We start from the raw sequence: 15,536 nt of genomic DNA, 5'->3' as shown, positions 1-15,536 counted from the left end.
GCAATCGTTGCACCCGCTCCGGCCGCGTCATAGGATCGCAGGCCATGGCTCCCGCCCCGCCCCCCGACGATGCCGCCGGTCACCGCAAGCGCCTGCGCGGGCGGCTGCTTGCCGGGGGTGGCGACGCCTTGCTCGACCACGAGCTGATCGAATATCTCCTCACCCTCGCGCTGCCACGCATCGATACCAAGCCGATCGCCAAGGCCTTGTTGCGCGAATTCGGCGGCATCGGCGGGCTGCTGACCGCCGATCCGGAGGCACTCGCCCGCGTGTCCGGCGTCGGCGACAGCGCCGCGGCGGCGATCAAGATCGCGCACGCCATCGCGATCCGGCTGCTGAAGGCGGAGGTCGCCGAGCGTCCCGTGCTCGGCAATTGGCAGGCGCTGCTCGACTATCTGCGCGCCGACATGGCGCATCACGTCATCGAACGCTTCCGCGTCCTCCACCTCAACACCCGCAACATGCTGATCCGCGACGAGGTGATGAGCGAAGGCTCGATCGACCAGGCCGCCGTCCACGTCCGCGAAGTGATCCGCCGCGCGATGGACCTGGGCTCGGCGGCGATCATCCTCGTCCACAATCACCCCTCGGGCGATCCCTCCCCCAGCCGCGCCGATGTGCAGATCACCCGCGCCATCGCCGACGCCGGCGCGCCGATGGGGATCGTCGTCCACGATCACATCATCATGGGGGTCGGCGGCCATGTCAGCCTGAAAGCGCAGGGACTGATCTAACCCCCCTCGTCACCCCGGACTTGATCCGGGGTCCCGCTAAACCTTCGGCGGCGGAAGAAGCGGGACCCCGGATCAAGTCCGGGGTGACGGGAAGGCGGAGGGCGCCCGCCCCCTCAAAAATCCGGCGCCGGATCGGCCGGCCCCACGATCGTCGCGGGCACGTACATCCGCCCACCATTGGCGAAGTTCAGCGTCAGGTTGAAGATCTTCCCCGGCTTCGCCCGCGGGTTGATGTCGAACAGCATCACATGCTTGCCCCCCGGCGCGAACACCACCTTGGCCCCCGCCGGCACCGCCACGCTGGCCAGCGGCTTCATTCCCGCCATGCCGCCCGCGCCGCTCATGCTCTCGTGAATCTCGGCACGGACCGCGACATCGGCGCTGACGTCGATCAGCGTCGCATCGCTGCGCCCGCCGTGCAGCGTGAAATAGGCCGCCCCCGGCCGCCCCGGCGCGGCAGGCAGGCGGATCCACGCATCGTCCGCGGTCACGCGATCCGGTCCGCCACAGCCCGACAGACCCGCGGCCATCACGCCCGCCAGAACCATCGCCCGCAAAGCCTCGCGCCGTCGCATGTCCATATCCCTTCCCGAAACGGGATCGTTTCACCCGCAGTTCCTATGGCCCGCCCCGTCTTGCGGCAAGCGCAACCCCACCTATATCGCGCCCATCAACGGGCACCTTTCGTCGCCGTAACGGGGCAAAAGGTTCCCTTCTCGTTTGTATTTTTTTGTTCGTGAGGGGCTCAGCAAGCACACATGGCTAAAGTAATCGGCATCGATCTCGGCACCACCAACAGCTGCGTCGCAGTGATGGAAGGCGGCAAGCCCAAGGTGATCGAGAATGCGGAAGGCGCGCGTACCACGCCGTCGATCGTCGCCTTCGCCAAGGACGGCGAGCGTCTGGTCGGCCAGCCGGCGAAGCGCCAGGCCGTCACCAATGGCGACAACACCATCTTCGCGGTGAAGCGCCTGATCGGCCGTCGCTTCGACGATCCGATCACCAAGAAGGACACCGAGCTGGTTCCGTACAAGATCGCACGCGGCCCGAACGGCGACGCGTGGGTCTCGGCCGGCGGCAAGGATTACAGCCCGTCGCAGATTTCGGCCTTCACGCTGCAGAAGATGAAGGAAACCGCCGAATCGTATCTCGGCGAGACGGTCACGCAGGCGGTCATCACCGTGCCGGCCTACTTCAACGACGCGCAGCGCCAGGCGACCAAGGACGCTGGCCAGATCGCCGGCCTCGAAGTGCTGCGCATCATCAACGAGCCGACCGCGGCGGCGCTGGCCTATGGCCTCGAGAAGCAGGACGGCAAGACGATCGCGGTCTACGACCTTGGCGGCGGCACGTTCGACGTCTCGATCCTCGAGATCGGCGACGGCGTGTTCGAGGTGAAGGCGACCAACGGCGACACCTTCCTGGGCGGCGAAGACTTCGACAACAAGCTGGTCGATTACCTGGCAGAGGGCTTCAAGAAGGATGAGGGCATCGACCTCACCAAGGACAAGCTCGCGCTGCAGCGCCTGAAGGAAGCCGCGGAAAAGGCGAAGATCGAGCTCAGCTCGGCCGCGTCGACCGAGGTCAACCTGCCCTTCATCACCGCCGACCAGAACGGCCCGAAGCACCTCGTCAAGACGATCAGCCGCGCCGACCTGGAGCGTCTGGTCGACGACCTGATCAAGCGCACGATCGAGCCGATGAAGAAGGCGCTGGCCGATGCCGGTGTCAGCACCGGCGACATCAGCGAAGTCGTCCTCGTCGGCGGCATGACCCGCATGCCGAAGGTGCGCGAGGCGGTGAAGCAGTTCTTCGGCAAGGAGCCGCACACGGGCGTCAACCCGGATGAGGTCGTCGCGATGGGCGCCGCCATCCAGGCGGGCGTGCTGCAGGGCGACGTCAAGGACGTGCTGCTGCTCGACGTGACGCCGCTGTCGCTGGGCATCGAGACGCTGGGTGGCGTGTTCACCCGCATGATCGACCGTAACACGACGATCCCGACGAAGAAGTCGCAGACCTATTCGACCGCCGACGACAACCAGGGCGCGGTGACGATCCGCGTGTTCCAGGGCGAGCGCGAGATGGCGGCGGACAACAAGCTGCTGGGTCAGTTCGACCTGGTCGGCATCCCGCCGGCGCCGCGCGGCGTGCCGCAGATCGAGGTCACGTTCGACATCGACGCCAACGGCATCGTCAACGTGTCCGCCAAGGACAAGGGCACGGGCAAGGAGCAGCAGATCCGCATCCAGGCCTCGGGTGGTCTCAGCGACGCCGACATCGACCAGATGGTCAAGGATGCCGAGCGCTTCGCCGAAGAGGACAAGAAGCGTCGTGCCGGCGCCGAAGCGAAGAACAACGCCGAATCGCTGATCCACACCACCGAGCGTCAGCTCGCGGACAATGGCGACAAGGTCGATGATTCGCTGAAGTCGGAAATCCAGTCGGCGATCGACGCGGCCAAGGCGGCGGTCGAGGGCGGCGATGCCGACCAGATGAACGAAAAGGCGCAGGCGCTCGCGCAGGTTGCCATGAAGCTCGGCCAGGCGATCTACGAAAAGTCGCAGGCGGCAGAGGCCTCGCCGCAGGGCGATGCCGGTGCCGAAGCGCCCAAGGACGACGTGGTCGACGCTGAATTCTCGGAAGTCGACGACCACAAGGCGTAAAAGCCACCCCGTCCCCCTGCCCGCACAACACATGCTTCGGCGTGACTTTTGTGACTTTCCGGCAGGGGGACAACGGGGTGGAACGTGGGGTGACAGAGAGATGAGCCGACACCCCATCCGGTCCGTGTTTCGAATACGCGGGCTGCATGTGGTATCGGCGTTATCCCCTCCCGTTCGCCCTGAGCCTGTCGAAGGGCAGGTGATGCCCACCGTGCTTCGACAAGCTCAGCACGAACGGCGGTTTGCGGATTGGATCGGGACCACCGGATCATCTCGCGCTAGAGGACGGGCATGAGCACCACAGTCGACTATTACGAGCTGCTCGAATGCGAGCGGAATGCCGACGGCGCGACAATCAAATCGTCGTACCGCAAGCTCGCGATGAAATACCATCCGGACAAGAACGCCGGGTGCAAGGATAGCGAAGCGCGCTTCAAGGCGATCAGCGAGGCCTATGACGTCCTGAAGGACCCGCAGAAGCGCGCCGCCTATGATCGCTTCGGCCATGCCGCCTTCCAGAACGGCGGCGGCGGCGGTGGCGGCGGGGCGCAGGACTTCGGCGGCTTCTCCGACATCTTCGAATCCGTCTTCGGCGAATTCATGAACGGCGGCCGCGGTGGCGGGCGTCAGCAGCAGCGTCGTGGTGCCGACCTGCGCTACGACATGGAAGTGACCCTCGAAGAGGCCTACCATGGCAAGGCGACCGAGATCACCGTCGACGTTTCGGCGCAGTGCGATACCTGCCACGGCTCGGGCGCCAAGCCCGGCACGCACGCCTCCACCTGCCGCCATTGCAACGGCCACGGCAAGGTGCGCGCGCAGCAGGGCTTCCTCGTCGTCGAACGCGCCTGCCCGGTCTGCCAGGGCTCGGGCGAGATCATCGCCGATCCCTGCCCCGATTGCCGCGGCGAAGGCCGGATCGAAAAGACCAAGACGCTCAGCGTCAACGTCCCCCCCGGCGTCGACGAAGGCACGCGCATCCGCCTGAGCGGCGAAGGCGAGGCCGGTCCGCGTGGCGCGCCTCCGGGCGACCTCTACATCTTCCTCCATGTCGCGCGGCATCCGATCTTCGAACGCGAAGGCACGACGCTGTTCGCACGCGCACCGATCAGCTTCACCACCGCAGCGCTGGGCGGCACCTTGTCGATCCCCGGCCTCGATGGCGCCCGGCACGACATCAAGATCCCCGCCGGCATCCAGTCCGGCAAGCAGCTGCGCCAGCGCGGCGCCGGCATGCCCGTGCTGCAAGGCCGCGGCCAGGGCGATCTCGTCATCCAGATCGAGGTCGAAACCCCGACCAAGCTCTCGACCCGCCAACGCGAACTGCTCGAACTGTTCCGCGAGACCGAAACGGGCGACGAATGCCCCGAAAGCCAGGGCTTCTTCGCCAAGCTGAAGAGCGTCTTCGCAGGCGAATAAGGTGGGATGGGGCGGCGGGGCGCATGCTCCCCCATCCCGTCACCCCGGACTTGATCCGGGGTCCCGCTTCTTCTTCCCCGCAGTAGAAGAAGAAGCGGGACGCCGGCTCAAGGCGGGGACGACGAAGGGGTGGTCGTATCGCCGATCCCGATCCAGTCGCAAACTGAAGCCACTCATATCCCCTCACGCCGATACCATCGTCAGAAAAGAATACCCAAAAGTCCTCCCCCGCCAGGGGGAGGTGGCACCGCGCAGCGGTGACGGAGGGGGAGGCAAGCAACGCCCTCACGTCGAAACACCACCTCAACGCCTTACCGACTAGCGGCGACACCCACCGCACCCCACCGTCACCCCGGACTCGATCCGGGGTCCCGCTTCTCCACCGCAGCAGAAGAAGCGGGATCCCGGCTCAAGGCCGGGATGACGGACAAAGGGAACAATCGCCACGCAGCGTCCCAGGCACCACCGCGACATCACTTTCCAATCCGGAAAATTATCACTTGCCGAATCGGAAAGTCTACGCCAATCTCTTTCCAACTTGGAAAGGGAACGTCATGGACCATAACAGCGCGAATGCCGCAGAGGCGCTGGCCTTCATCGAACAGTCGCGCCTGCGCCTCGCCGCGGCATCGGACGTGCCGCCGATCCGCCATGCCGCTTTCGCCGCGCTGATGGGCGGGATGGTCGCGAGCACCGCCGTGCCCTTCCCGCTCCGCTTCGCGATGATCGCCGGCCTGTTCGCCGCCATCGCCTGGATCGTCCGCTGGGACCGGCGGCGGATGGGCATGTTCATCAACGGCTATCGCGCGGGCAGGACGCGGCGGGTCACCGCGGTGATGCTGCTCGTCATCCTGCCGATCCACATGCTCGGCGTCTGGCTCGCAACCGATCGGGGCGTGACCTGGGCCCCGCTTCCCCTCGCGCTCGTCGCCGCCGCCATCGCCTATGCCGGCAGCCTGTGGTGGTGCCGCGTCTTCCGCCGCGAACTGCTCGGCAGCCTCGCATGAGTGGCTTCGATCCGGTCATCCACCCGCCCGCCCGCCTGCAGATCATGGCGGTGCTGACGGAGGTGCAGGATGCCGAGTTCGCCCTGCTGCGCACCACGACGCAGGTCAGCGATTCGGTGCTGTCGAAACATCTGTCGGCGCTGGTCGACGCGGGCTACGTCAGCCTGCGCAAGGCAAGCAGCGATGGGCGCTCGCGCACCTGGGCCGCGGCCACGCGTGCCGGACGCAAGGCCTTTGCGGCGCATGTCGCCGCACTCACCACGCTCGCCCGCCTGACCGAACGCCTCGCCCCCGAGTAGCCTCTTGCGCGCCGGCGCCTGATCGCCACAATACACCGCGAACGAGCCGGGGAGTGGGCATGCGCGGACAGGTGTTGGGTGTGGATACGCGGAGCGGCGAGGGGCTGGTCGCGGGCGATGACGGCAAGCGCTATCGCTTCACCCCCGAAGACTGGGCACAGCGCGGCGAGCCCAAGATCGGCGTGAAGGTCGATTTCGAAGCGGAGGGCGACCGCGCGCTCAGCGTCTTCCCGATGCCCGCCGAAGCGGGCACCCGCCACGTCCTGGCACCCCCGCCGCCCCGCGCACCGGTGAACGATCGCAACAAATATGTCGCCGCGATCCTCGCCTTCCTGCTCGGCACGCTCGGCATCCATCGCTTCTACACGGGGCGGACGGGATCGGGGATCGTGATGCTAGTCCTCAGCATCACCGTCATCGGCCTGCTCGTCACCGCGCCCTGGGCGTTCGTCGACATGATCCGCTATCTGATCATGTCCGACGACGAATTCGCCGCCCGTTACGAACGCAAGCGCTAGCGAAACAGCGCGCCGATCGCCTGGATCACCGTCGCGCCGCCGATCGGCGCGACCAACAGCAGCAGCACGTTGACGCCGATAATCGCCGCCAGCGCATTCTGCTGGCGCGGCGTCAGCTGCGGCCGCGGATCGGGCCGCTTGGGCGGCTGCCACGGCGGTGGCGGCGGCACATCGCGAAAGTCGACGAACATGGCGCGACGACGCGCAGGCGCAGCGCTGGTTCCGGCGGCGAACGAAAACCCCGCCGGCCCTAGCCGCCCCCTCGACGCCATCAGGCGAAAAGCGGGCGGGCGGGCCGATGGGTTACAGGGCGGAAATGATCACCCCGACCACCAGCGCCTGGGCCGCGATCGCCAGCACCGAGCTGGCCGCGGTTTCGAACATGCGCATGGAAGGTCTCCGTGCCGGCGGAATGGCCGGCCCCCGCGATATGTAGATCGTTACACGATCGCGCAATATTGTTGCTTGCAATGACGGATGCGTTTCACGCAACTGTAACAAACCTACGACGCCATCACGACCACCGTCCAGAAAGCCGCGCTTTCCGCCGGTGCAGCACGCGCTGCCTTGCCAAGGCCGACGCGACCGGCTGAGATTGGCCTTTCCCCTGTCGGAGGTGTCGATGTCCCGCCCGCTCATGCTCGCCCTTGCGCTCGCCGCTACCCTGCCGGCGGTCGCCGATGCCCGCGTCGCCGCGCCGCGTGTCGCCATCGCGACGCTCAACCAGCTGCCGCAGCCGCTGCCCCTGCCCTATGACGGCGCCGCCGACGCCAAGGCGCAGGTCGCCGCCGCCAAGGCGCGCGCGCTGAAGGGGCACAAGAAGCTGCTTATCGACATGGGCGGCAATTGGTGCCTCGACTGCCGCCTGCTCGCCGGCGTCATGGAGCTGCCGGCGATGCGCGGCTTCATGGCGAAGCATTATGAGGTGGTGACGGTGGACATCGGCCGCTTCGACAAGAACCTCGACATTCCCGCGAGCTACGGCATCAAGGGTCGCCTCGCCGGCGTGCCCGCGCTGCTGATCGTCGACCCGAAGACCAACCGCGTCGTCAACGCCGGCCGCGAAACCGCACTCGCCGACGCCCGCTCGCTCTCCCCGCAAGGCCTCGCCGACTGGCTCGCGCAATGGGCGTGAGGCGCAAATTCCTCCCCCGCCAGGGGGAGGGGGACCGTTCGGCGCCAGCCGAATGGTGGAGGGGGAGGTAAGCGACGCACGCCATTGCGCGTTTCGCCGCTTACCTCCCCCTCCGTCACCGCTTCGCGGCGCCACCTCCCCCTGGCGGGGGAGAACTTGGGATCAGCCGAACACCCGCGCGAAGATCGTGTCGACGTGCTTCAGGTGATAGCCGAGGTCGAACTTGTCCTCGATCTCCGCAGGCGACAGCGCCGCCGTCACCTCGGCATCGCCCTTCAGCAGCTCGAGCAGCGACAGCTGGCCGTCCGACTCCCACACCTTCATCGCGTTGCGCTGCACCAGCCGGTAGGCGTCCTCGCGGCTCACCCCCGCCTGCGTCAGCGCGAGCAGCACGCGCTGCGAATGGACCAGCCCGCCCATCTTGTTGAGGTTCTTGTCCATCCGCTCAGGGTAAACGAGCAATTTCTCGATCACGCCCGTCAGCCGCGCCAGCGCAAAATCGAGGGTGATCGTCGCGTCCGGCCCGATGTAGCGCTCGACCGACGAGTGGCTGATATCGCGCTCATGCCACAGCGCGACATTCTCCAGCGCCGGCGTCACATAACCACGCACCATGCGGGCGAGGCCGGTGAGGTTCTCGGTCAGCACCGGGTTGCGCTTGTGCGGCATCGCGGACGAGCCCTTCTGGCCGGGCGAGAAATATTCCTCCGCCTCCAGCACCTCGGTGCGCTGCAGGTGGCGCACCTCGGTCGCCAGCCGCTCGATTGAGCTGGCGATCACGCCCAATGTCGCGAAGAACATCGCATGCCGGTCGCGCGGGATCACCTGCGTCGAGACGGGCTCGACCGACAGGCCCAGCTTGGCGGCAACATGCTCTTCCACCGACGGATCGATGTTGGCGAAGGTGCCGACCGCGCCCGAGATCGCGCAGGTCGCGATATCGGCGCGCGCCGCGATCAGCCGCGTCTTGCAACGGTCGAACTCGGCATAGGCCTGCGCCAGCTTCAGCCCGAACGTCACCGGCTCGGCATGGATGCCGTGGCTGCGGCCGATCGTCGGCGTCATCTTATGCTCGATCGCGCGCGTCTTGAGCACGGCCAGCAGTCTGTCGAGATCGGCGATCAGGATGTCCGCTGCCTGCGCCAGCTGCACCGCCAGCGCGGTGTCGAGCACGTCGGACGACGTCATACCCTGGTGCATGAAGCGCGCCTGATCGCCGACATTGTCCGCGACCCAGGTCAGGAAGGCGATAACGTCGTGCTTGGTCACCGCCTCGATCGCGTCGATCGCGGCGACGTCGATTGCGGGGTTGGTGTTCCACCAGGCCCACAGCGCCTCGGCGGCATCCTTGGGCACCACGCCCAGCTCGGCGAGCGCGTCGGTGGCGTGCGCCTCGATCTCGAACCAGATGCGGAACCGGTTCTCGGGCGTCCAGATCGCGGTCATTTCGGGGCGGGAATAGCGGGGGACCATGGTGTTCCTTCGTCCTGACGGCTGCACGGTTCGTCGTGGCCGCATCGGCCGCGACTCGCGGATTTCCGCGGGTTCCTAGCAGCGGGGGTCGCAAGCCGTAAACCCGTGAGACTTGCGTTCAAATTATAATTCCCCATTTTAAGACGACGCGGCGCACGGTGAAATGATGCGCGCCGCTCGGTTTTAATAACGATGGGAGACCAGCAATGCTGAAATATGCTCTTCTCGCCGGAGTGATGACGATTGCTTCGCCGGCACTGGCGCAGCAAACGACCAATACTGCGCCGACCCAAGCCACGACGCAGACCGCGCCGCAAACTCAGGCACCCGCCGGATCGCCGGTAACCGACGCCCAGCCCGCGGCCACGCCGATGGATTCGGCAACGGCAGCAGCAGCGCCCGCCGACGCGACGCAGACCGCGGCTGCGCAGCCGGCCACCACGCAGCCGGCGACCGGCGCGGATCAGGTGGCGAGCGTCGTCGAAACCGAGTTCCCGACCTATGACGCGAACAAGGACGGCAAGCTGGAAAAGGCCGAATTCGCCAGCTGGATGGTCAAGCTGAAGCAGGCGAGCGACCCCAAGGCGACCGCCACCGACGCCAAGACCAAGTCCTGGGTCAATTCCGCCTTCGCCCAGGCGGACAAGGACAAGAGCAAGTCGGTGTCCAAGCCCGAACTGATCGGCTTCCTGAGCCAGGGTCAGTCCTGATCCTGACCGATCGATGAGAGGGGCCGCCGGAGCGATCCGGCGGCCCTTTTCGTATGCGCCCTCCGTGGAGGGCGAGAGCCTCCGCCCTCCCACTCCGTCATTCCCGCGAAGGCGTGAATCCAGACACGCTACCGTCGCCCCTCCAGCCGCAAGGTCAGAGGTTATGGATTCCCGCCTTCGCGGGAATGACGAATGGGCAAGTCTAGTGCGCGACCGGGCGCGTGTTAAAACAGCCACAACGACCGCCCACCACCCCCGTCACCCCGGACTCGTTCCGGGGTCCACCGGGCCGCGAGGGGGTGGCAAGAGGCTCAAACCACCCCCCCCGCCGCAGAGTAAACCCCGGACCAAGTCCGGGGTGACGGACGGAAGGCGGCACCCACACCCCCCAGCCCACTGGCAGACCCCCACCCCGCCCCCTATCTCCGCCGACAATGCCCCACCCCACCCGCCCGCTCACCGACGGCGAACGCGTCCTCGCCGCATCGGTCTTCCACGACACGATCGACTATGACCGGGTCACGCTATCCCGCAGCAAATGGGCCTTCTTCCAGCCACGCGACACGGTGATGGCGCCACGCGGCTGCATCCATTTCCACCCCAAGGGCCAGGGCTGGCGCGACGACTTCGCCGCCGCCGCGCTGCCCGACCAGGGGCTCTTCATCCATGAGATGGTGCATATCTGGCAGCACCAGCGGGGCATCTGCCTGCCGCTCGCCCGCCACCCCTTCTGCCGCTACGATTATGCGTTGAAGCCCGGCCAGCCGCTCCACCGCTACGGCATCGAACAGCAAGGCGAGATCGTCCGCCACGCCTTCCTACTCCGCCACGGCGCCCGCATCCCCGGCGCACCGCCCCTCGCCCAATACGAAACGCTGCTGCCGTTCGGCTAAGCCTTACCCGACCCCCGTCACGCCGGCCGAAGAGCCGGGGTGACGATCACAACGCGCTGAGGTCGATCGCCCCATGCCGATCGAGCCACGCCGGAGCCTCCGGCATCGGATATTTCAGCCCGGTCGCGCAGTTGAACAGCACGACGCGCTCGTCCTCGTCGACCTCGCCATCGCGCAGCGCCTGACGATAGGCCGCCAGCGTCGCGCCACCTTCGGGACACAGCAGCAACCCGTCGTTCTTCGCGCAATCGTCCACCGCCGCCAGGATCGCGGGGTCGCCGACGCCCACCGCCTTGCCACCGCTCTCGCGCACCGCGCGCAGGATCAGGAAGTCGCCGACCGCGCGCGGCACGCGGATGCCCGCGGCGACGGTATGCGCGTCCTCCCACCGTGTCGCATGCTCCTCGCCTGCCTCGAACGCGCGCACGATCGGCGCGCAGCCCGACGCCTGCACCGCATACATGCGCGGCCGCTTGGGCCCGATCCAGCCGAGCCGCTCCAGCTCGTCGAACGCCTTCCACATGCCGATCAGCCCGGTGCCGCCGCCGGTGGGATAGAAGATCGCATCGGGCAGTTCCCAGCCCATCTGCGCGGCCAGTTCCAGCCCCATCGTCTTCTTGCCCTCGATGCGATAGGGCTCCTTCAGCGTCGAGAAATCGAACCAGCGCCCCTCGGCGGCGCCCTTCCCCACGATCGCACCACAATCGTCGATCAGCCCGTTGACGCGATAGACGCGCGCGCCCTGCATCGCGATCTCGCGGACGTTCACCTCGGGCGTATCCTCGGGGCAGAAGACGATCGTCTCGATCCCCACCCGGCTGGCATAGGCCGCCAGCGCCGCGCCGGCATTGCCGTTGGTCGGCATCGCGATCCGCGTGACGCCCAGCTCCTTCGCCATCGCGACCGCCATCACCAGCCCGCGCGCCTTGAAGCTGCCCGTCGGCAAGCGGCCTTCGTCCTTGACGAGGACGTTGCCACCGCCACCGCTCTTCACCAACGGAATCAGCGGCGTCTCGATCTCGCCCAGGCTGACGATGTTCTCCGTGCGCCGGACGGGCAACAATTCGCGCCACCGCCACAGATCGGTCGGCCGCGCGATGAGCGCGTCCTTCGCCAACGCAGCCCGCACGCCGTCGAGGTCGTAGCGCACCAGCAACGGCCGTCCGGCGCGCGACAGGCCATGCAGCTGGTCCGCCTCATAGCGCTCGCCGGTCAACGAGCATTCCAGATGGGTGACGAACGTCTGGCGATCGGCGGTGAGATTGGAGTTCATGCCAATCTCTTAACCCGACCTAGTCGCCAAACTCCAGTGCCGCCGCGGCGCCACCCGACAGGTCGAGCGGGCGGTTCGGTTCGACAGGGCAAGGCTCGCCACCCGGCTCGCCGCGCCGCCGCGGCGTGTGTCGCCGGCGGCGCGATGCCCGTGATCGTGCGAACGTATCCAGCGCCTCGGCCAGCGACAGTTCGACGGGCCGGCCACTGGGCGGATCATGGCGCGGCCTCATCGGATCAATCCGGCTTTTTCGCCACGCCGACCAGCGCCGGGCGCAGCAGGCGGTCCTTGATCATATAGCCCGCCTGCATTTCCTGCACGATCGTGCCCGGCGCGGCGTCGCTCGGCACTTCCATCATCGCCTGGTGCTTGTTGGGATCGAGCGTCGCGCCCATCGCCTCGACCTTTACGATGCCGTTGCGCGCAAACACGCTGTCGAGTTCGCGGCCGGTCGCTTCCAGCCCGGTGACGAGGCCCTTCAGCTTCTCGTCCGCCCGCAGCTCGGCCGGAATCGCCGACAGCCCGCGCGCCAGATTGTCCGCCACCGACAGGATGTCGCGCGCGAACGACGTGGTCGAATAGGCGCGGGCATCGGCGATTTCCTTTTCGGCGCGACGGCGCACGTTCTGGATTTCGGCCTGCGCGTACAGCACCTGCTGCTTCGCATCGGCCAGCTGGTTCTCCAGCTCGGCCACGCGGTCATGCTCCGCCACTTCGGGCGCCGCCGCCGCCGTATCCTGGCGCAGCGCCTCGGCGTCGGTCTTCGTCTCTTCGGTCATGTACATCCCTGTTTGTCGTCGTCAGCCCATCAAACGGGCAAGCGTTGCCGCCGTGAAATCCACCATGGGCACGACGCGCGCATAGTTCAACCGCGTGGGGCCGATCACGCCGACCACCCCGACCACCCGCCCACCGGGTCCGCGGAACGGCCGCGCGATGACGGAGCTGCCCGACAGCGCGAACAATTTGTTCTCCGCGCCGATGAAGATGCGCGTCGCATCACCCGCGCGGGCGCTGTCGAGCAGCTGCGCGATCTCCTGCTTGCCCTCCAGATCGTCGAGCAGGTCGCGCAGGCGTTCCAGGTCGGCGGCGGCGGCGGCATCGATCAACCGCCCCTGCCCGCGGACGATCAGCACCGGGCGGCGCGCATCGTCCTCGCTCCACACCACCAGCCCCGCCTCGACCAGCGCGCGCGCCGCGCCGTCCAGCGCGTTGCGATCGGCGGCCAGCTGCCGCTGGATCCGCGCCCGCGCCTCGCCCAGCGTCAGCCCGGCGAGCGTCGCGGTCATGTAATTGCCCGCCTCGATCAGCGCCGACGGCGTCATCCCCGCGGGCAGCGCGATGACGCGATTCTCGACGCTGCCGTCCTCGCTGACCAGCACCGCCATCGCCTGCGTCGGCGACAGGCCGATGAACCCGATCGAGCGCAACGGCACCTCGCGCTTGGGCACCATCACCAGGCCGGCACAGGCCGACAGGCCGGACAAGGCCGCGGTCGTCGCCGCCAGCGCTTCCTCGACCGGGCCATGATGCCCCGCACGCGCCTCGATCGCCGCGCGTTCCTCGGCAGAAGGTTCGAGCGCCTGCATCATCCCGTCGACGAACAATCGGAGGCCGCGCTCGGTCGGGATGCGCCCCGCGCTGGTATGCGGGCTGGCGAGCAGGCCCAGCTCCTCCAGCTCCTGCATCACGCCGCGAATGGACGCCGGCGACAGGTTGAGCCCCGATGCCGCGGCGATCGTCTTCGACCCCACCGGCATGCCGCTCTCGACATAACCATCGACGACGGCACGAAAGATATCGCGCGCGCGGTCGGTCAATTCGGTGACGGGCGGAGCCATAGGTGCAATCTAGGGCAGTTTGCGGGGCGGGCAACTGCTTGCCCCTCCCCTCTTCGTCACCCCGGCCTTGAGCCGGGGTCCCGCTTCTTCTCGTCCATGGAAAAAGCGGGACCTCGGATCACGTCCGGAGTGACGAAGGAAAAGGCACCAATACCAACACCGCTGGCATCCCCCCGCCGTCCGGTCTATCGCCACGCCACATCCCAAGGAGACCTCCATGCGCCCCAGCGGCCGCGCGCCAGACCAGATGCGCGACATCACCATCACCCCGAACTTCACCCGCCATGCCGAAGGATCGGTGCTGGTCGCGTTCGGTGACACCAAGGTGCTCGTCACCGCCAGCGTCGAAGAGCGCGTGCCGCCGTTCCTCCGCGGCAAGGGCGAAGGCTGGGTGACGGCCGAATATGGCATGCTGCCCCGCGCGACCCACACCCGCGGCAACCGCGAAGCCGCCAAGGGCAAGCAGTCGGGCCGCACGCAGGAAATCCAGCGCCTGATCGGCCGATCCTTGCGCTCGGTGGTCGACATGAAGCTGCTCGGCGAACGCCAGATCACGCTCGATTGCGACGTGCTGCAGGCCGACGGCGGCACGCGCACCGCGGCGATCTCGGGCGCATGGGTCGCGCTGCGCCTCGCGGTCAACACTTTGCTCGCCAGCGGCAAGCTGACCGCGGACCCGATTCTGCAGAAGGTCGCCGCGGTCAGCTGCGGCATCCACCAGGGCACGCCGGTCCTCGACCTCGACTATCTCGAGGACTCCGCCGCCGACGCAGACGGCAATTTCGTCCTGCTCGAAAACGGCAACATCGCCGAAGCGCAGGCGACCGCCGAGCACGCCACCTATGACGAAGAGGCACTGCTTCGCCTGCTCCGCCTCGCCCGCATCGGCTGCGCCGAGATCTTCGCCGCCCAAGACCGGGCCGTGAAGTGAGCGGCGAGGGCGACATCCCCCAGGCGATCCGCAAGCTGCGCCCCGGCCAGCTGGTCATCGCCAGCCACAATCCCGGCAAGGTGCGCGAGATCGCCGAGCTGCTCGGCCCCTATGGCGTCGAGCCGATCTCGGCGGGCGAACTCGACCTGCCGGAGCCGGAAGAGACGGGCACCACCTTCGTCGCCAATGCCGAGCTGAAGGCGCGCATCGCCGCCGACCTCAGCGGCCTGCCCGCGCTTGCCGACGACAGCGGCCTGTGCGTCGATGCGCTGGGCGGCGATCCCGGCATCTTCTCGGCACGCTGGGCGGGCGAATCGAAAGACTTCGACCTCGCGATGCGCCTGGTCGAGGACCGCCTGAACGAAGAGCCCGACATGGCACGGTCGGCGCATTTCGTCTGCGCGCTCGCGCTCGCCTGGCCCGACGGCCATGTCGAATGGTTCGAAGGCCGCGTCGACGGCACGCTGGTCTGGCCGCCGCGCGGGGGCAACGGCTTCGGCTATGACGCGATGTTCCTGCCCGACAACGTCCTATGTCGGGAAGCAGCGGCGGGTTTTGGCCAGCAGATATCCATGCGCCGACAACCGTCGGCGCGGCATGCAATCTGAGCCAGATGGCTCCCACCGTCAACGGGATCGCT

Annotated in this window: 19 protein-coding genes; 11 read left to right on the top strand and 8 right to left on the bottom strand. The window is 67.5% G+C overall.

The genetic code is table 11. The features are described from left to right. The first annotated feature begins 44 nt into the window (after positions 1-44). Entirely contained in the window at positions 45-734 is a 690-nt protein-coding gene (gene radC, locus ACP690_RS12670; RefSeq protein ID WP_426261339.1) for a RadC family protein, read from the top strand. A 113-nt stretch (positions 735-847) separates the two neighbouring features. Here the strand turns inward: radC and ACP690_RS12665 are convergent, their stop codons facing one another. Continuing rightward, entirely contained in the window at positions 848-1,309 is a 462-nt protein-coding gene (locus ACP690_RS12665) for a copper chaperone PCu(A)C (protein WP_231292054.1), read from the bottom strand. A gap of 183 nt (positions 1,310-1,492) precedes the next feature. Between ACP690_RS12665 and dnaK the strand changes: the two genes are divergently transcribed. The 5 genes from dnaK to ACP690_RS12640 all read left to right on the top strand — a co-directional run bounded on the left by dnaK (position 1,493) and on the right by ACP690_RS12640 (position 6,640). Next, positions 1,493-3,397: a molecular chaperone DnaK gene (gene dnaK, locus ACP690_RS12660; protein WP_063686388.1), complete on the top strand. Its 1,905-nt coding sequence runs from the start codon at positions 1,493-1,495 to the stop codon at positions 3,395-3,397. 291 nt (positions 3,398-3,688) lie between these two features. Continuing rightward, a complete protein-coding gene (gene dnaJ, locus ACP690_RS12655; protein WP_426261338.1) occupies positions 3,689-4,816 on the top strand; it encodes a molecular chaperone DnaJ in 1,128 nt (375 codons plus the stop codon). Between the two features lie 554 nt (positions 4,817-5,370). Further along, on the top strand, positions 5,371-5,823 hold the full coding sequence (locus ACP690_RS12650; protein ID WP_426261337.1) for a hypothetical protein: 453 nt from the start codon (positions 5,371-5,373) through the stop codon (positions 5,821-5,823). Continuing rightward, a complete protein-coding gene (locus ACP690_RS12645) occupies positions 5,820-6,122 on the top strand; it encodes a transcriptional regulator (protein ID WP_426261336.1) in 303 nt (100 codons plus the stop codon). The genes ACP690_RS12650 and ACP690_RS12645 overlap by 4 nt, the downstream gene beginning before the upstream one ends. A 59-nt stretch (positions 6,123-6,181) precedes the next feature. After that, positions 6,182-6,640 (top strand): TM2 domain-containing protein, encoded by a 459-nt coding sequence (locus tag ACP690_RS12640; protein WP_331361443.1) that lies wholly within the window; start codon positions 6,182-6,184, stop codon positions 6,638-6,640. Here ACP690_RS12640 and ACP690_RS12635 read toward each other — a convergent pair. Together ACP690_RS12635 and ACP690_RS12630 are read right to left on the bottom strand one after the other, a co-directional pair. Then, a complete protein-coding gene (locus tag ACP690_RS12635) occupies positions 6,637-6,831 on the bottom strand; it encodes a hypothetical protein (protein ID WP_017980013.1) in 195 nt (64 codons plus the stop codon). The two genes, ACP690_RS12640 and ACP690_RS12635, sit on opposite strands and share 4 nt — an antisense overlap. Positions 6,832-6,943: 112 nt before the next feature. Further along, positions 6,944-7,279 (bottom strand): hypothetical protein, encoded by a 336-nt coding sequence (locus ACP690_RS12630; RefSeq protein WP_426261335.1) that lies wholly within the window; start codon positions 7,277-7,279, stop codon positions 6,944-6,946. Between ACP690_RS12630 and ACP690_RS12625 the strand changes: the two genes are divergently transcribed. Continuing rightward, positions 7,263-7,775: a thioredoxin family protein gene (locus ACP690_RS12625; RefSeq protein WP_315460631.1), complete on the top strand. Its 513-nt coding sequence runs from the start codon at positions 7,263-7,265 to the stop codon at positions 7,773-7,775. The genes ACP690_RS12630 and ACP690_RS12625 overlap by 17 nt on opposite strands. Before the next feature lie 162 nt (positions 7,776-7,937). On the opposite strand, the gene purB is transcribed toward ACP690_RS12625, so the two are convergent. Further along, the gene (gene purB, locus ACP690_RS12620) at positions 7,938-9,248 is read right to left on the bottom strand and encodes an adenylosuccinate lyase (protein WP_426261334.1); all 1,311 of its coding nucleotides are present in this window, start codon (positions 9,246-9,248) and stop codon (positions 7,938-7,940) included. Positions 9,249-9,454: 206 nt separating this feature from the next. Here purB and ACP690_RS12615 point away from each other — a divergent pair, with 206 nt between their 5' ends. Both ACP690_RS12615 and ACP690_RS12610 read left to right on the top strand, forming a co-directional pair. Continuing rightward, on the top strand, positions 9,455-9,958 hold the full coding sequence (locus tag ACP690_RS12615; RefSeq protein WP_426255014.1) for an EF-hand domain-containing protein: 504 nt from the start codon (positions 9,455-9,457) through the stop codon (positions 9,956-9,958). Between the two features lie 434 nt (positions 9,959-10,392). Further along, a complete protein-coding gene (locus ACP690_RS12610; RefSeq protein ID WP_426261333.1) occupies positions 10,393-10,851 on the top strand; it encodes a vgr related protein in 459 nt (152 codons plus the stop codon). Positions 10,852-10,897: 46 nt separating this feature from the next. Here ACP690_RS12610 and ACP690_RS12605 read toward each other — a convergent pair whose 3' ends face one another. From ACP690_RS12605 to hrcA, 4 genes are read right to left on the bottom strand one after another with little or no spacing between them, the layout of a single operon-like run. Next, a complete protein-coding gene (locus ACP690_RS12605; RefSeq protein WP_426261332.1) occupies positions 10,898-12,124 on the bottom strand; it encodes a threonine synthase in 1,227 nt (408 codons plus the stop codon). Positions 12,125-12,143: 19 nt separating this feature from the next. Further along, on the bottom strand, positions 12,144-12,356 hold the full coding sequence (locus tag ACP690_RS12600; RefSeq protein ID WP_241890207.1) for a hypothetical protein: 213 nt from the start codon (positions 12,354-12,356) through the stop codon (positions 12,144-12,146). Positions 12,357-12,360: 4 nt separating this feature from the next. Further along, positions 12,361-12,909, bottom strand: a complete 549-nt coding sequence (grpE, locus tag ACP690_RS12595) for a nucleotide exchange factor GrpE (protein ID WP_017980020.1) — start codon at positions 12,907-12,909, stop codon at positions 12,361-12,363. A 15-nt stretch (positions 12,910-12,924) separates the two neighbouring features. Beyond that, entirely contained in the window at positions 12,925-13,965 is a 1,041-nt protein-coding gene (gene hrcA / locus ACP690_RS12590) for a heat-inducible transcriptional repressor HrcA (protein ID WP_426261331.1), read from the bottom strand. A gap of 217 nt (positions 13,966-14,182) precedes the next feature. Here hrcA and rph point away from each other — a divergent pair, with 217 nt between their 5' ends. Together rph and ACP690_RS12580 are read left to right on the top strand one after the other, a co-directional pair. Beyond that, positions 14,183-14,896, top strand: a complete 714-nt coding sequence (rph, locus tag ACP690_RS12585) for a ribonuclease PH (RefSeq protein WP_043060486.1) — start codon at positions 14,183-14,185, stop codon at positions 14,894-14,896. Further along, the gene (locus ACP690_RS12580; protein WP_426261330.1) at positions 14,893-15,504 is read left to right on the top strand and encodes a non-canonical purine NTP pyrophosphatase; all 612 of its coding nucleotides are present in this window, start codon (positions 14,893-14,895) and stop codon (positions 15,502-15,504) included. Before rph ends, ACP690_RS12580 begins: the two co-directional genes overlap by 4 nt. Positions 15,505-15,536 lie beyond the last annotated feature (32 nt).

The sequence above is a fragment of the Sphingomonas sp. DC4900 genome (assembly GCF_049896485.1).
Classification (GTDB): domain Bacteria; phylum Pseudomonadota; class Alphaproteobacteria; order Sphingomonadales; family Sphingomonadaceae; genus Sphingomonas; species Sphingomonas aquatilis.
The sequence above is the reverse complement of the archived record's forward strand: the minus strand, read 5'-3'. Positions and strand labels throughout refer to the sequence as shown.

Coding starts and splice junctions, on each gene's coding strand:
- purB (WP_426261334.1), bottom strand. CDS start 9,248: ATGGTCCCCCGCTATTCCCGCCCCGAAATGACCGCGATCTGGACGCCC.
- ACP690_RS12640 (WP_331361443.1), top strand. CDS start 6,182: ATGCGCGGACAGGTGTTGGGTGTGGATACGCGGAGCGGCGAGGGGCTG.
- ACP690_RS12625 (WP_315460631.1), top strand. CDS start 7,263: ATGTCCCGCCCGCTCATGCTCGCCCTTGCGCTCGCCGCTACCCTGCCG.
- ACP690_RS12635 (WP_017980013.1), bottom strand. CDS start 6,831: ATGTTCGTCGACTTTCGCGATGTGCCGCCGCCACCGCCGTGGCAGCCG.
- ACP690_RS12605 (WP_426261332.1), bottom strand. CDS start 12,124: ATGAACTCCAATCTCACCGCCGATCGCCAGACGTTCGTCACCCATCTG.
- ACP690_RS12665 (WP_231292054.1), bottom strand. CDS start 1,309: ATGCGACGGCGCGAGGCTTTGCGGGCGATGGTTCTGGCGGGCGTGATG.
- grpE (WP_017980020.1), bottom strand. CDS start 12,909: ATGTACATGACCGAAGAGACGAAGACCGACGCCGAGGCGCTGCGCCAG.
- ACP690_RS12630 (WP_426261335.1), bottom strand. CDS start 7,279: ATGAGCGGGCGGGACATCGACACCTCCGACAGGGGAAAGGCCAATCTC.
- ACP690_RS12615 (WP_426255014.1), top strand. CDS start 9,455: ATGCTGAAATATGCTCTTCTCGCCGGAGTGATGACGATTGCTTCGCCG.
- ACP690_RS12600 (WP_241890207.1), bottom strand. CDS start 12,356: ATGAGGCCGCGCCATGATCCGCCCAGTGGCCGGCCCGTCGAACTGTCG.
- rph (WP_043060486.1), top strand. CDS start 14,183: ATGCGCCCCAGCGGCCGCGCGCCAGACCAGATGCGCGACATCACCATC.
- ACP690_RS12610 (WP_426261333.1), top strand. CDS start 10,393: ATGCCCCACCCCACCCGCCCGCTCACCGACGGCGAACGCGTCCTCGCC.
- ACP690_RS12645 (WP_426261336.1), top strand. CDS start 5,820: ATGAGTGGCTTCGATCCGGTCATCCACCCGCCCGCCCGCCTGCAGATC.
- hrcA (WP_426261331.1), bottom strand. CDS start 13,965: ATGGCTCCGCCCGTCACCGAATTGACCGACCGCGCGCGCGATATCTTT.
- dnaK (WP_063686388.1), top strand. CDS start 1,493: ATGGCTAAAGTAATCGGCATCGATCTCGGCACCACCAACAGCTGCGTC.
- ACP690_RS12650 (WP_426261337.1), top strand. CDS start 5,371: ATGGACCATAACAGCGCGAATGCCGCAGAGGCGCTGGCCTTCATCGAA.
- radC (WP_426261339.1), top strand. CDS start 45: ATGGCTCCCGCCCCGCCCCCCGACGATGCCGCCGGTCACCGCAAGCGC.
- dnaJ (WP_426261338.1), top strand. CDS start 3,689: ATGAGCACCACAGTCGACTATTACGAGCTGCTCGAATGCGAGCGGAAT.